12 protein-coding genes are annotated in these 15536 nt (G+C 39.1%); 9 read left to right on the top strand and 3 right to left on the bottom strand.

All coding sequences use genetic code 11. The features are described from left to right. Positions 1–129 precede the first annotated feature (129 nt). The gene (gene fdhF, locus NBG71_RS15710) at positions 130–2298 is read left to right on the top strand and encodes a formate dehydrogenase subunit alpha (RefSeq protein WP_250917002.1); all 2169 of its coding nucleotides are present in this window, start codon (positions 130–132) and stop codon (positions 2296–2298) included. 84 nt (positions 2299–2382) lie between these two features. On the opposite strand, the gene fdoI is transcribed toward fdhF, so the two are convergent. The 3 genes from fdoI to fdnG are packed head-to-tail and all read right to left on the bottom strand — an operon-like array spanning position 2383 to position 7026. Next, positions 2383–3042, bottom strand: a complete 660-nt coding sequence (gene fdoI / locus NBG71_RS15705) for a formate dehydrogenase cytochrome b556 subunit (RefSeq protein WP_109419375.1) — start codon at positions 3040–3042, stop codon at positions 2383–2385. Beyond that, positions 3039–3968 carry a formate dehydrogenase subunit beta gene (fdxH, locus tag NBG71_RS15700; RefSeq protein ID WP_099659236.1) on the bottom strand — a complete coding sequence of 310 codons (930 nt, stop codon included), beginning with the start codon at positions 3966–3968 and terminating at the stop codon, positions 3039–3041. Before fdxH ends, fdoI begins: the two co-directional genes overlap by 4 nt. Positions 3969–3978: 10 nt before the next feature. Then, on the bottom strand, positions 3979–7026 hold the full coding sequence (gene fdnG, locus NBG71_RS15695) for a formate dehydrogenase-N subunit alpha (RefSeq protein ID WP_250917001.1): 3048 nt from the start codon (positions 7024–7026) through the stop codon (positions 3979–3981). 622 nt (positions 7027–7648) lie between these two features. On the opposite strand from fdnG, the gene NBG71_RS15690 reads away from it, so the two are divergent. The 8 genes from NBG71_RS15690 to NBG71_RS15655 all read left to right on the top strand — a co-directional run bounded on the left by NBG71_RS15690 (position 7649) and on the right by NBG71_RS15655 (position 15526). Then, complete coding sequence (locus NBG71_RS15690) at positions 7649–8806, top strand: N-acetylneuraminate epimerase (RefSeq protein ID WP_250917000.1); 1158 nt, start codon at positions 7649–7651, stop codon at positions 8804–8806. 82 nt (positions 8807–8888) lie between these two features. Further along, positions 8889–9584: an oligogalacturonate-specific porin KdgM family protein gene (locus NBG71_RS15685; RefSeq protein ID WP_075672569.1), complete on the top strand. Its 696-nt coding sequence runs from the start codon at positions 8889–8891 to the stop codon at positions 9582–9584. 208 nt (positions 9585–9792) lie between these two features. Continuing rightward, positions 9793–10491, top strand: a complete 699-nt coding sequence (locus NBG71_RS15680) for an N-acetylmannosamine-6-phosphate 2-epimerase (RefSeq protein ID WP_250916999.1) — start codon at positions 9793–9795, stop codon at positions 10489–10491. Further along, positions 10488–11357, top strand: a complete 870-nt coding sequence (gene nanK, locus NBG71_RS15675; RefSeq protein WP_075672567.1) for an N-acetylmannosamine kinase — start codon at positions 10488–10490, stop codon at positions 11355–11357. Before NBG71_RS15680 ends, nanK begins: the two co-directional genes overlap by 4 nt. A 51-nt stretch (positions 11358–11408) precedes the next feature. Beyond that, positions 11409–12899: a sodium:solute symporter family protein gene (locus tag NBG71_RS15670; protein ID WP_098941598.1), complete on the top strand. Its 1491-nt coding sequence runs from the start codon at positions 11409–11411 to the stop codon at positions 12897–12899. Between the two features lie 13 nt (positions 12900–12912). Further along, entirely contained in the window at positions 12913–13386 is a 474-nt protein-coding gene (nanQ, locus tag NBG71_RS15665; protein WP_075672565.1) for an N-acetylneuraminate anomerase, read from the top strand. A gap of 189 nt (positions 13387–13575) precedes the next feature. Then, the gene (locus NBG71_RS15660; protein ID WP_088494247.1) at positions 13576–14463 is read left to right on the top strand and encodes a MurR/RpiR family transcriptional regulator; all 888 of its coding nucleotides are present in this window, start codon (positions 13576–13578) and stop codon (positions 14461–14463) included. 172 nt (positions 14464–14635) lie between these two features. Beyond that, positions 14636–15526, top strand: coding sequence for a dihydrodipicolinate synthase family protein (locus NBG71_RS15655; RefSeq protein ID WP_250916998.1), 891 nt, complete (start codon positions 14636–14638; stop codon positions 15524–15526). The last annotated feature ends 10 nt before the right edge of the window (positions 15527–15536 follow it).

The following is a 15536-nucleotide window of genomic DNA, read 5'->3' as shown; positions in this document are numbered from 1 at the left end:
ACGATTATCAAATATTATTTTATTTTTATATCTCATTGATTATATTTTGAAAAACAATTGGCATGCTTCCTGCTTAGTTGAATGTTCTTTATGACTCTTTTACTCCCTAGTTAGGGGAAAGGATATCAAATGAACAAAATCAACTCCGTCTGTCCTTACTGTGGCGCTGGCTGCAAAATCAATCTCTGTGTCGAAAATGGTCGCATAATCAAAGCTGAAGGTGCCAATGGTGTCACCAATCAAGGAGAACTTTGCTTAAAAGGGCTCTATGGTTGGGATTTTCTTAATGACAATAAATTGCTGACAGCCAGAATTCATGAACCCATGATCCGCCGACAAAAAGGGGCTGATTTTGAAATTGTAAGTTGGAATGAAGCGATTCAATATACGGCAAAAAAATTACTGGAAATCAAAGAAAAATACGGTGCGAAATCCATCATGTGTACAGGATCTTCTCGTGGTACAGGGAATGAAACCAACTTTGTGATGCAGAAATTTGTTCGCGCGGTATTAGGTAATAATAATGTCGACTGCTGTGCTCGTGTCTGTCATGGCCCTTCTGTTGCGGGCTTACAAGAAACACTCGGCAATGGTGCTATGAGCAACTCGATTGCGGATATTGAAGATTCAGATTGCTTATTAGTTTTTGGCTATAACTGTGCTGACTCTCATCCTATTGTGGCGCGCCGTGTGGTTAAAGCGAAACAAAAAGGTGCGAAAATAATCGTTTGTGATCCTCGTAAAATCGAAACAGCCAAAATTGCTAATCAATATTTACCATTAAAAAATGGGACTAATATGGCGTTAGTCAATGCCTTTGCGTATACGCTAATTGATGAAGATCTTTATGATAATGATTATGTCAGCCGCTATACCGAAGGTTTCGAAGAATATAAAAAACAACTCGCAGACTATAGCCCTGAAGCGGTACAAGATATTGTCGGTATTCCTGCAATGGAAATCCGTAAGGCAATGCGTACTTATGCGGGCGCTAAAACAGCCACGATTATGTGGGGAATGGGGGTAACACAATTTGGCCAAGCAGTTGATGTGGTTAAAGGCTTATCTGGTCTTGCATTATTAACGGGTAATTTAGGTAAACCGCATGTTGGTGTTGCACCAGTTCGTGGACAAAATAATGTTCAAGGTGCGTGTGATATGGGTGTTTTACCCAACATGTTCCCAGGGTACCAATATGTTACCGATGAAAAAACACGTAAAAAATTTGCTCAAGCGTGGAATATTCCTGTTGAACAACTCGATCCTGAAGTGGGATATCGGATTACTGAAGTACCGCATTTAGCCATTGAAGGCAAAGTAAAAGCGTATTACATCATGGGCGAAGATCCACTCCAAACCGAAGCTGATTTAGGCTTGGTGAGAAAAGGCTTTGAAGCGCTCGATTTTGTGGTAGTTCAAGATATCTTTATGACCAAAACTGCAGAGCAAGCTGACGTGATATTACCATCAACAAGCTGGGGTGAACATGCTGGCATCTTTACCTGTGCGGATAGAGGATTCCAACGTTTTGAAAAGGCCATTGAACCACGCGGCAATGTAAAACGTGATTGGGAAATCATTAGTTTACTCGCCACTGAAATGGGCTACCCGATGTCTTATGAAAATAATGAAGAGATCTGGAATGAAGTCAGAGCATTATGCCCACTGTTCTTTGGTGTCACTTATGAAAAACTAGCAGGTTTAGCACATATTCAGTGGCCTTGTACTGATATTGAAGATAAAGGGACACCTTATTTATATTCAGGTAACCAATTCACCACTCCATCAGGCAAAGGTCAGTTGTTCGCGACACCATGGCGAGCACCTGCTGAATTACCCGATGCTGATTATCCAATGATTTTATCTACAGTGCGTGAAGTGGGGCATTATTCTTGTCGCTCTATGACGGGTAACTGTAAAGCATTGGCATCACTTGCGGATGAACCCGGTTATGTTCAAGTTCACCCTGATGTCGCCAAAGAAGCCGGTATTGGTGATCAAGAGATTGTTTGGGTTGAATCACGTAGAGGTAAAGTGATGTCTCGTTGTAATGTGAATGAGACAATCAATAAGCAAGCGATTTATATGACTTATCAATGGTGGATTGGGGCATGTAATGAGCTAACTCAAGATAATCTTGATCCTGTGTCTAAAACGCCAGAAACTAAATATTGTGCAGCTAGAGTGATTAAAATTGAGGATCAAAAATGGGCAGAAAGCCAAGTTTCTCAACACTATCACACAATGAGAAGCCGCTTAATAAACTTAGTGGAACAAGCAAAAACCGCGGCACATTAAGTTAATTGTTGATTAAAAATAGAAATGGAGGCCATAAAGCCTCCATTTTTTTCTCACATCTATTTTATAGAAAAAAGTAGTCTATTATTTTTGGTTTAATTTACTTTCTGCTTCTTTTTTCTCTTCTTCTAAAATCTCACGATACCAACGTGGATGGTGCTTTTTCGCCCAACCCCGAGTTACCCAGCCTTCAATCATGCTACGAATCGAACCTTTTACCCAAAACGCGGCGTAAGCATGAACAATCACCGTTATGATAAGTAAAATAGCGGACAGTGAGTGAGCCAGTAAGGCAATGCGAATAATGGGGATTGAGAAATAATCCGCAAAATAAGGACGCCAGATAATCACACCACTGATGGTAAGGACGATAAGGCTAAGACTTAATGTCCAATAAATCCCTTTTTGACCTAAGTTATAATGCCCAATATCACCAGCTTCTTCGTTTTGTAGCACTTTATGGATATTCTTCGCCCACACTAAGTCGTCTTTATCAACAAAGTTATGCTTTAAGTATCTAAAAAACATAAAGATAAAGAAGAATACCATCGCGACACCCGTAAATGGATGCAGTAAACGCGAAAGCTGTGGTGTGCCTAAAATATTCATAAACCAGTTTAGAGATGGGAAGAAAAAGCCCAATCCACTAAAAGTGGTAAAAATAAAAAAAATCGCCACAACCCAGTGATTAATACGCTCTGAGGCAGTATGACGAAGGATTTTATCACTTTTCTTCTTCATTATTTCTGCTCCTCTTTATTCACTGAATTTTGTGATGCTTCCATCTCTTTTTGTGCCTCTTCTTCATCTTCTTCTGTGGTGTGGTTAGGGCCAATACCTAAATAATGGAATATTGCACCCGCAAAAGTGGCTGCAAAACCCACTGCTGCTAATGGTTTCCAAATACCTTTCCAGAATTTAACCGTTGAGCTAATTTCTGGATTTTCGGGTAAGCCATGATACAAATTAGGTCTATCTGCATGATGAAGTACATACATAACGTGAGTTCCGCCAACCCCTTGAGGATCGTATAAACCGGCTTTGTCATAACCACGGGTATTAAGTTCAGCAACGCGCTCATTGGCAAGGTGAGTCATCGCTTCTTTAGAGCCAAAATGAATCGCACCTGTTGGACAGGTTTTTACGCAAGCTGGCTCTTGACCAACTTCAACACGATCAACACACAATGTACATTTATAAGCGCGGTTATCTTCTTCATTAATACGAGGGACATCGAAAGGGCAACCCGCAATACAATAACCGCAACCAATACAGTGTTCTGATTGAAAATCGACAATACCATTAGCGTATTGAATGATGGCACCTTCTGCGGGACATGCTTTTAAGCAACCCGGATCAGCGCAGTGCATACAGCCATCTTTACGAATTAGCCACTCCAGCTTGCCGTTTTCTTCGACTTCAGAAAATCGCATTACGGTCCACGATTTAGCGGTTAAATCCATCGGGTTATCATAAACACCGACATTAAGACCGACTTTATCGCGAATATCGTTCCATTCAGAACAGGCAACCTGACAGGCTTTACAGCCAATACAGGTTGTCACATCGATAAGCTTTGCCACTTCTTCTTTAAAGTCACGTACTTGTGGTGCAGGCGTGAGAGAATTGGTAGCAGAACGACGAATAATATCTTGAGATTGCAATGACATTAGTTTCCCCTTATGCCTTTTCGATATTGACTAAAAACGCCTTATATTCAGGTGTGAATGAGTTCGCATCACCCACAGATGGCGTTAATGTATTGGCAAGGAAACCTTTACGAGTTGCTCCCTCAAAGCCCCAGTGACAAGGAATGCCGATGGTATCAACGACTTTGCCATTGATCGTTAGTGGTCTAATTCGCTTAGTCACCACGGCTTTGGCTTTGATATAGCCACGTTTCGCGCTGACTTTAACTTCATCACCTTGAACAATGCCTTTGCGTGAAGCAAGTTGTTCACCAATCTCAATAAATTGATCAGGTTGTGCAATAGCATTAATCAGTGAGTGTTTTGTCCAGTGACGGAACAATTCAGTAATTGAATAGGTTGTTGCCACATAAGGGAATTCAACTGCTTTACCTAAATGTTCGGCATCGTAGCTATATAAACGTGCAACAGGGTTACGAGAGACTTTTGGGTGCAGAATATTATCTTCTGTTGGCGATTCAAACGGTTCGTAGAATTCAGGGAATGGACCATCAGCCATTTTATCAACAGCAAATAAACGTCCCATACCTTCTGGTTGCATAATGAACGGGCCTACACCGCTATTAGGCGCTGCATTGCTATAATCGGGTACATCAGGGCCAACCCATTGATTACCATTCCATTTGATAAGCTGACGCTTTGCATCCCAAGGCTGCCCTTGTGGATCAACTGATGCGCGGTTATATAACACACGACGGTTTTGAGGCCACGCAAAAGCCCAACCCGGTGTACAACCTAGCCCAGATGGATCGGCGTTATCACGGTTCGCCATTTGGTTGCCTTTTTCAGTCCAGCAACCAGAATAAACCCAACAGAAACTCGCAGTTGAACCATCTGATTTCAGTTGATGGAAGCCATCAAGTTGTTGTCCTTTTTTAAACAACAATTTGCCTGTTTCATCAAAGATATCTTGCATGGCTTGACCATTCGCTTCTTTCGCCACTTCTTCAGGTTGTGGATCGTAAGGGTCAACGTAGTTCCACGAAAGGTTCATTACGGGCTCAGGGCAAACGCCACCTTCTTCACGATAAAGCTCGCGCAGACGCATTAATAAATGCCCTAAAATTTTACCATCATGCCATGCTTGTGCTGGTGGTTTTGCGCCCGCCCAGTGCCATTGTAACCAGCGACCTGAGTTTGCAATTGAGCCATTTTCTTCAGCAAAACATGATGAAGGTAAACGGAAGATTTCAGTTTGAATATCTTTTGGTGAGACTTCATTCATCTCGCCGTGGTTTTGCCAGAAATTAGATGATTCAGTCACTAAGGGATCTATGACAACCATATATTTTAGTTTGGCTAATGCGGCGCTACATTTATTTTTATCGGCAAAAGCGGCTAATGGGTTAAAACCTTGAACGATATAACCATTCATTTTTCCATCGATCATCAATTGGGTTTGCGCCATGATGTCATAGCTTTTATCCCATTTTGGTAACCAGTGATAACCCCATTCGTTTTGTGCCGTTGCGTGCTCACCCCAGAAGCTTTTTAGTAAGCTAATAAAGAAATCAGGGGTTCTTTTCCAGTAGTTAACTTGGTCTGCAACCATGGTTTTCGGTGTTACCTGAGATAAATAAGTTTCTAATGATGTTTGTTTTTCATTAGGAAGAGGCATATAACCCGGTAGGTTTAATGATAATAAACCCAGATCACTATAACCTTGAATATTCGAGTGCCCACGTAACGCATTCACACCACCACCTGGCATACCCACGTTACCTAATAATAACTGGATCATACCTGCTGCACGGATAGTTTGAGCACCACCGGTATGGTGTGTCCAACCAAGGGCATACAAAATAGTTGAGGTTCTGTCTTTTACACTGGTAGACGCAAGCGCTTCACAGATATAGGTGAAATCTTCTAAAGGTGTGCCACAAAGAGTGGTAACAATTTCAGGGGTATAACGTGAAACGTGCTGTTTTAAAAGATTCCACACACAACGAGGATGTTGCAGTGAATTATCTCTTAATGCTAAACCATTCTCATCAAGTTCATAGTGCCATGAGGTTTTATCATAGCTTTGATTTTCTTTATCAAACCCACTGAAAAGACCTTCATCAAAGCTAAAATTTTCACGAACAATCAAAGAAGCATTGGTATAGGCTTTCACATATTCATGCTGAATTTTATTGTGTTCAATAAGGTAATGAATAACACCTAATAAGAACGCAGTATCAGAGCCTGCACGAATAGGAGAGTAGAGATCGGCAACCGCAGCACTACGGTTAAAACGAGGATCGACAACGATAACCTTCGCATTGTTCTTAATTTTAGCTTCGATAACCCATTTAAAACCGACAGGGTGCGCTTCAGCAGGGTTACCGCCCATGATCAGCACAACGTTAGCGTTTTTAATATCAACCCAGTTATTGGTCATTGCACCACGACCAAAAGTTGGAGCTAATGCTGCAACGGTTGGCGCATGGCAAAGTCTTGCCTGACAATCGATAGCAATCATGCCTAATGAACGAGAAAATTTATTATCTAAAATTCCGGTTTCATTACTAGCAGCAGAAGAACAAAGCATACCGGTGGTGAGCCAGCGGTTAACTTCCTGCCCTTTTTCATTATGGGTAACAAAGTTTTCATCACGATCTTTTTTCATCAGACGGGCGATTTTATCAATCGCTTCATTCCATGAAATGCGCTCCCACTTATCAGAGCCAGGTCTACGATATTCAGGATATTTCAGGCGATTTTCACTATGGATATAATCGACAAGCCCAGCACCTTTCGGGCATAAAGAGCCACGGCTAACGGGATGATCAGGGTCGCCTTCAATGTGATAAATACTTTTATCGACATTCTTTGCGCCATCCCCAAGGCTATACATCAAAATACCGCAACCTACAGAGCAATAAGTGCAGTTATTACGAGTTTCAACGGAACGTAATAATTTATATTGGCGAGCGTTCGCAATAGATACTTCAGGTGCCAAGCCTAGTAATGCAGCAGATGTGCCAGCCATACCGCCTGCACAGATCTTAAAGAAAGACCTACGACTGATTTGCATCAGTGTCTCCTCGATAAATTGATAAATAACATCCGTACCGGGCGTTTAAAAAACGTCCAGTAAAGATACGATTTCATTTTTCAATCATTCAAGACAGACCTGAGTATCGTTTTATGAACTCAATGTGATGAACTACTACTTAAAATGACGTTGGTGATTATAACGAGGAAAAAAAATAAATCCATGCTAACAATGCGGATACAAAATATATTAAAAAATAACAATTTAGTTTGATTTCCATCATGTTAAATAACCAATTTTTCAATTAACACACAAGGTAAAAATGAGGATGTAATCTATTAAAAAGGTGCTTGAAATAAAACTCCATTTTTACCTGTGTCATAAAAATTTTTTACTTTAAAAAAAGTAACATTATATTCTGCATAAAATCTCAATAATAATTTATTGAGACTGTATTTTATTCTATTGTCAGATTTTTATTCCTAAATTTGATTTAAAGAAAGTTGTAAAAATATAAGATTAAAAAATAGACATTTTGATCGCCTTCACAATTCAGAAAAGATCAATTTGAAGTTTAACTCCGAAAATAATTATATATTGGAGTGATATTTAAGATACAAGAAAAACCCCTACTTGATGACAATAATAAGAGCTAATAAGTATGAACAGAATAAAGAAAATATCTTACTCCTGTCTTTCTGTAATGCTAGTGTCGGCAATATTCACGTCTACTAGTTTTGCAGAAAAGCTGCCTAATTTACCAGTAACATTTAAAAGTGGCGCTGGAACAATTAGCGAAAATATTATTTATGTTGGTTTAGGTACAGCGGGAAAATCATGGTATAAGCTTGACCTGAATAGTTCGAAAAAACAATGGGAAAGAATAGCAGACTTTCCTGGAACACCAAGAGATCAAGCTATTGCTCTAGAGCTAAATAATGATATTTATATTTTTGGTGGAGCAGGAAAAGAAAATGAAAATAGCGAAACAATTAGTGCGCTGACAGATGTTTATCGCTATTCACCAAAAGAAAATAAATGGGAAAAGATCAACACTCGAGCACCTTACGGATTGGTTGGGCATACAGGAGTTAGTATTAACAATGATCAAGCTATTATTCTTGGTGGTGTTAATCAACAAATCTTTGACGGTTATTTCGTTGATTTAAACCGTACTAAATCGAATGAATCTGAAAATAAAAAAATTATTAGTGATTATTTTAATAAGCCTGCTGAAGGTTATTTTTTTAATCGAAATATAATGGAATATAATGCTGAAAATAATCAATGGAGATTATTAGGTATTACGCCATTTAATGGAACAGCAGGCTCTGCATTAGCTTATGATGGCAATAAAATCACTTTAATCAATGGTGAAATAAAACCAGGGGTACGCACCAGTGAAGTGCAAACTGCCACATTAAAAAATACTCAATTACAATGGGATTCTGTTGCTCAGAAATTACCCGACCCTACGCCTAATCAGCCACAAGACGGTTTAGCTGGTGCATTTTCCGGTTACAGTATGCACACTTTACTTGTTGCTGGCGGGGCAAATTTCCCGGGAGCACAGGCAAACTATGCACAGCAACATTACTTTGCGCATCAAGGATTAGAAAAGACATGGCATAAAGAAATTTATGGTTTTATTAATAATCAATGGAAAGTCATTGGTGAATTACCTCTTCCTCTTGGCTATGGTGTTACTGTTTCATATGATAATTCACTTTATTTAATTGGAGGCGAAACAAATAAAGGTGAAGCTGTTAATTCAGTTATTACTTTAACAATGAAAGATAAACAATTAATTATTGAATAATCTCTTCCTAAATATAAATTAAAATAATTCATCAAGATCTCCTTTGTTAATTCAGGGGATCTCACCTTTTTGGAAAAATATTATGCTAAATAAAAAGAAGAAACTTTTATTGTCATGCTGTACTTTATTAATGTCATCTCAATTATATGCGACTACATTAGACTTTCGTCATGAATATGCAGACTCTACTCGAATTAATAAAGATAGAGTTGCATTTATTCACTCTTTTTCAAACGGTGTTGGTTTCTATATTGATGCTAGCGTTAAATCGGGTGGTGTTGATGGTGAGAAAGATAAACTATTCAGTGATGTTGTTAATAATGCTATTGAAATGGGATTAAGTTATAACTATAAACTAAATAACTATATTACATTACAGCCTGGTCTTATTTTTGAAACCGTAACAGATACTTCTATATATAAACCCTATTTAAAAGCACAATATAACTTTGATAATGGTTTATATATTGCAGGGCGTTATCGTTTTGATTATGCCCGTAAAACAAAACAAGGTGTTGATGATGAAAAAACAAATCGTCTTGATGGTTTTATAGGTTATAAATATAACAAATTTAAAGTGGAATATGATTATACTCAAATGTATAGCGACGCCATAAAATATGATAATAAGAAACGCAATTACGAGCACAATGTCGCTTTTTCATATCAAATCAACAGCACTTTCACTCCCTACATTGAAGTTGGCAATATGGCTGTAAGCCCTCTTAGTGATGATCGCCAGACACGTTATCGAGTTGGGTTGCAGTTTCATTTCTAATTTAAGTTAAGTAACGCGGAATAAAAAAGAGAAAGAGTGGTGGAAACATCACTCTAATTTTTATTTAGTTTATTTATCAGTTGGTTAGAGACTGTTGATTATTGTTTGATCTTCTTCACAAATTACTGTTTTTTTGATTGAGAAATTAAACTCCGTAAAATACTATAATTTGGAGTTACATTTCAAATGAAGAGAATAGTGAGTCAAAATGACGCTAATTGAAAAGATGACTAAAGATATTCAACAAAAAGGTGGACTGATTGTGTCTTGCCAGCCTGTTGATAATAGCCCAATGGATAAGCCAGAGATTGTTGCTGCAATGGCTCAAGCAGCGGTAAATGCAGGAGCAATCGCTGTGCGTATTGAGGGAATTGATAATTTAAGAGCAACTCGTCCTCTTATTGATGTGCCGATTATTGGCATTGTGAAGCGTGATTTACCTGATAGCCCTGTAAGGATCACTCCGTGGCTTAGTGATGTTGATGACTTAGCTAAAGCGGGCGCCGATATTATTGCTTTTGATGGTACTGATCGTGTGCGTCCTATACCAGTGAAAACACTATTAGCTCATATTCATCGTTTAGGAAGATTGGCGATGGCAGATTGTGCCACCTTTGACGAAGGTATGTATTGCCAAGAGTTAGGCACTGAATTTATTGGCTCAACGATGTCGGGTTATACCGGTGGTGAGATACCAAAGCTACCTGATTTACAACTTGTTACCGCATTGGCCGAAAAGGGATGCCGAGTGATTGCCGAAGGGCGTTATAACACACCAATGATTGCCGCAAGAGGAATGCAAGCGGGTGCTTGGGCTGTCACAGTAGGCTCTGCATTGACGCGTCTTGAATATGTCTGTGATTGGTTTACTCAGGCATTAAAGTGGCAGCAGGAGTTAGATAAATGAATACATTAGCAATTGATATTGGAGGAACAAAAATCTCGGCGGCACTAATTAGTCGAGATAACCAATTGACACAACATACACAGATAGCCACACCCGCAAGTGCATCACCAACGCAACTTTATGAAGCTTTAGTTGCTATTACTACACCACTCAAAAGCGATGCAGATAGTGTTGCTGTCGCATCAACAGGGATTATTTGTAATGGCATTTTGACCGCATTGAATCCGGATAATTTAGGTGGACTAAAAGATTTTCCTTTAAAAGAAACACTTGTCTCACTTACAGGATTGCCTTGTTGGCTACTCAATGATGCTCAAGCGGCCACATGGGCTGAATATGATCATCGCCGTGAAACTATTTCCGATATGGCATTTATCACCGTATCGACAGGTGTTGGCGGTGGCGTAATTCAACAAGGACAGCTCTTTACAGGAAAGCGAGGTATTGCAGGTCATTTAGGTCACACGCTTGCCGATCCTCATGGCCCACTTTGTGGTTGTGGTCGCTATGGTTGTGTTGAAGCAATCGCTTCTGGTCGTGCAATTGCATCACAAGCGACACAGGAGCTTGCTGGAAAAGATGCAAAAGCGATTTTTGCTGCCTTTCATCAGGGAAACTTACAAGCAAAATCAATTATTGAACGTTCAGCAAACACCATTGCAAATTTGGTGACTGATATTAAAGCAACAACAGATGCTGATTGTGTCGTTCTTGGAGGAAGTGTTGGGCTGGCAAAGGGATATATCGAACTCGTTCAAGCCGCCCAGATAAAGCAACCAGTTGCATTACAAGTGCCGATATTATCGGCTCATTATCATCATGATGCCGGGCTCTGGGGCGCAGTCCTTTGGGCTAGAGAGCAATAAAAAAACTGTCGTAAAACTTACCTTTTACCCTACATATGGCAGGACTAAAAAATGCAATTACATGATTTTGGTTTTATTAACTATGCAGTGCTATTTGGTTATTTAGCTGCAATGTTACTCGTGGGTGTTTATTTCTCTAAACGCCAAAAAACAGCGGATGATTATTTTCGTGGAGGAGGTCGGGTTCCTGGTTGGGCTGCAGGGGTTTCTGTTTTTGCGACTACGTTAAGTTCTATTACTTTTATGTCGATCCCAGCAAAAGCCTATACCTCCGACTGGACTTTTATTATCGGGCAATATTTAGCTATCGCTATTTTGCCATTAGTTTTTTATTTTTATATTCCTTTCTTTAGAAAATTAAAAATCACTTCGGCTTATGAATATTTAGAAGCACGTTTTGATGTACGCAGTCGTTTATTTGCCAGCCTTTCGTTTATGTTATTCCATATTGGTCGGGTTGCTATTATTACTTATTTAACTGTACTTGCTTTACGTCCTTTTATGGGTATTGACCCTGTTGTTTTAATCGTACTGATTAGCTTGCTCTGTATTATTTATACTTGGATGGGCGGAATTGAAGGTGTTATTTGGACGGACGTTATCCAAGGGTTATTGCTTTCAGGTGGTGCAGTTCTTATTTTTATTATGATCTGCTTTAAAGTTGATGGCGGAATTAGTGAAATTTTCACTGCAACATCACAAGCTGATAAATTCTTTCCTACGACTCAATTTCGTTGGAGTTGGACGGATAGTACTATTCCTGTTTTGATGATCGGATTTTTATTCGCTAATATTCAACAATTTACAGCAAGTCAGGATGTCGTACAGCGTTATATCGTGACAGATTCTATTGAAGAAACAAAACGTACACTGATAACAAATGCGAAATTAGTTGCCATTATTCCTATCTTCTTCTTTGCTATTGGATCTGCCTTGTTTGTGTATTACAAACAGAATCCTAATTTCTTACCTGAAGGCTTTAATACAGGAGGTATTCTGCCTCTGTTTATTGTGACTGAAATGCCTGTTGGTATTGCTGGATTAATTATTGCAGCTATTTTTGCTGCGGCTCAATCCAGCATTTCGAGTAGCTTAAACAGTATCTCAAGCTGTTTTAATTCTGATATCTACACTCGTTTAAGCAAATCTGAACGCAGCGCTGAACAAAAAATGAAAGTCGCAAGATTAGTCATTATTGTTGCTGGTGTCTTCAGTAGTTTAGCTGCAATTTGGTTAGTTTTATCTGATGAATCTGAAATTTGGGATGCCTTTAATAGTCTGATTGGTTTAATGGGTGGCCCAATGACCGGTTTGTTTATGCTGGGTATTTTTGTCAAGCGTGCTAATGCAGGTAGTGCAGTTGTCGGGATTATTGTCAGTATTATTGCTGTATTAGCTGCTCGTTATGGCAGTGATCTTAATTTCTTCTTCTACGGAGTGATTGGTGCGATGTCTGTTGTTATAGCAGGAACAATTACAGCACCGCTTTTCGCATCAGCAAAACAAATTTCATTAGATGATAGTGAAACGTCAGGAAACTAATAGGGAATAATCTATGTTATTTGGACACATATCAGATTTGGCTACAATGCCAGAAATGAATCCCGCGTTGCGTGACGCAATGGAAAAAGCATTAGCACTTGATCCTGCTTCACTTGCTCCGGGAAGTTATAAGATTGATGGTGAAACGCTATTTATGAATGTAATGACGTTTGAAACACAACCTCGTGAACAGAAGCGAGCTGAGTTACACCAACGTTATATTGATATTCAAATATTGCTTAGTGGCGAAGAAATTATTGATTTTGGTATACAAGGCTCAGCACAAGACGTGACGCCTTATAATGAGGCTGATGATTACCAACTAACCGATACAATAATAGGTCAACAGACCTTAACGCTTTCATCAAGCATGTTTGCTGTTTTTATGCCTTATGAACCTCATAAACCAGGAATTTCGGCTGAAAAGGGTGCAAACACACTGAAAAAAGTTGTTGTTAAGTTAGATGTCACCGCATTGACCGACTAATAATTACTATTTTTATTAAGCGCTTTATTTCTGATGTATCAGTAAGTTGTATTCTGATGCTATTAAGGAATAAAGCGTTTTTTATTATCATATTATTGTATGAGCAAGGCTTTTTTTAACCTGTTGGAATTGGTACTCTTGTTGGCAGAATTTTTTTCCGTGTATCTTCTGCAACCAAGGATAATCTCCATGACAGAACAGGCAACGACTCGATTAAAGCCGGGTAAAATACTTGATACGCTAGGCGCAATGAAAAATAGTCTAACGCGAGTATCACAGCGCATTGCAGACTATATCCTGTTCCATCCTACAGAAGTTACTCAACTCTCTATTGCTCAACTTTCACAAGCAACAAAAGCGGGTGAAGCGACGGTTGTGCGTTTTTGCCGTACATTGGGTTATAAAGGGTTTCAAGATTTTAAAATGGATTTGGCGATTGAAATGGCGACCTCTGATAATGAAGAGTCACCTATTCTTGATGCAGAAGTGACCCATCAAGACGATATCCATACCATTGGTTTAAAACTTCAAGCAACGATTAATAACGTATTATCAGAGACATTAAATCTGCTCGATATGAAGCAAGTTCAAGGTGCTGTAAATGCTTTATTATCAGCAAATTATATTTTTATTTGTGGTGTTGGCTCTTCAGGAATTACAGCAGAAGATTTAAAAAATAAACTTATGCGAATTGGCTATCGTGTTGATGCTGTTACAAATAACCACTTTATGTATATGCAAGCTTCACTATTAAAACCAGGCGATGTGGCTATTGGAATTAGCCATTCCGGTAATTCTCCTGAAACGGTCCATGCTCTTAAATTAGCTAAAGAAGCAGGAGCCAGCACGATCGCATTGACTCATAATTTAGGCTCACAAATTATGGAGTATGCTGATCATCATTTAATTAATGGTAACCGACAAGGGAAACTGCAAGGTGACTCTATTGGTACAAAAACCGCACAACTCTTTGTATTAGATCTTCTTTATACGCTATTAGTGCAAGCTCAGCCTGATATGGTTAAAGAGCAAAAACTGCGAACATTGAATGCGCTAAAGCAGACTCATTCCGCATAAGTTTATCTCTACATTGTGTGATTTTTAGTGAAAATTGGCTAAAGATCACACTTTCATTTTTCTCTTCCTTTAATGCTCATTTCGTTATTGCGTTCTGAAGTATTGCTCCCTAATATAGAGTTAAGCTCCATAAAATTAATAGAAAAGAAATTAACCTCCAAAGGAAGTTATCATGAACAAACTCTCTGGACTGATTGCCGCACCTCATACTCCTTTTGCAACTGATGGTAGCGTTAATTATCCTGTCATTGATGAAATAGCTAAACACCTAATTGCAAGTGGTGTGACAGGTGCTTATGTATTAGGAACAACAGGTGAAGGTATTCATTGTTCTGTTGAAGAACGTAAGAAAGTGGCTGAACGCTGGGTTAGTGCCAGCCAGGGTAAGCTTGATCTTATTATTCATACAGGTGCATTAAGTATTGCTGATACGCTAGAACTTGCTCGCCATGCTGAAACCTTAGATATCAAAGCAACATCCGTTATTGGCCCTTGTTTCTTTAAACCGGGCAATGTTGATGATCTTGTTGAATATTGTCGTTTAGCGGCTGCAAGTGCGCCATCTAAAGGTTTTTACTATTATCACTCCACCATGTCAGGCTTAAGTATTGATATGGAGAAATTCTTACAAGTAGCGGGTAAAGCAATTCCAAATTTATCTGGTATGAAATTTAATTCTCCTGATATGTATGAATTCCAGCGTTGCTTACGCGTAGATGGCGGAAAATATGATGTGCCATTTGGTGTTGATGAATTTATTCCTGCGGGATTAGCCTGTGGTGCATTAAGTGCAGTTGGTAGCACATATAACTATGCTGCACCATTATACCTTGAAATTATTGAAAAATTTAAAGCTGGTGATCATGAAGGTGTTACTGCTTGCATGGATAAAGTGATTGCGATTATTCGTGTTTTAGTTGAGTACGGCGGTGTTGCAGCAGGAAAAGTAGCAATGCAACTGCATGGTATTGATGTTGGTGACCCTCGTCGCCCATTACGTCCAATGACGGCAGAGCAAAAAGCTGATGCTTTAGCGAAGTTTAAAGCAGCTAATTTTCTGTAATCGATTTGAC

Origin of the sequence: Proteus sp. FZP2095 (assembly GCF_023701425.1) — a bacterium.
Classification (GTDB): domain Bacteria; phylum Pseudomonadota; class Gammaproteobacteria; order Enterobacterales; family Enterobacteriaceae; genus Proteus; species Proteus cibarius.
The sequence above is the reverse complement of the archived record's forward strand: the minus strand, read 5'-3'. Positions and strand labels throughout refer to the sequence as shown.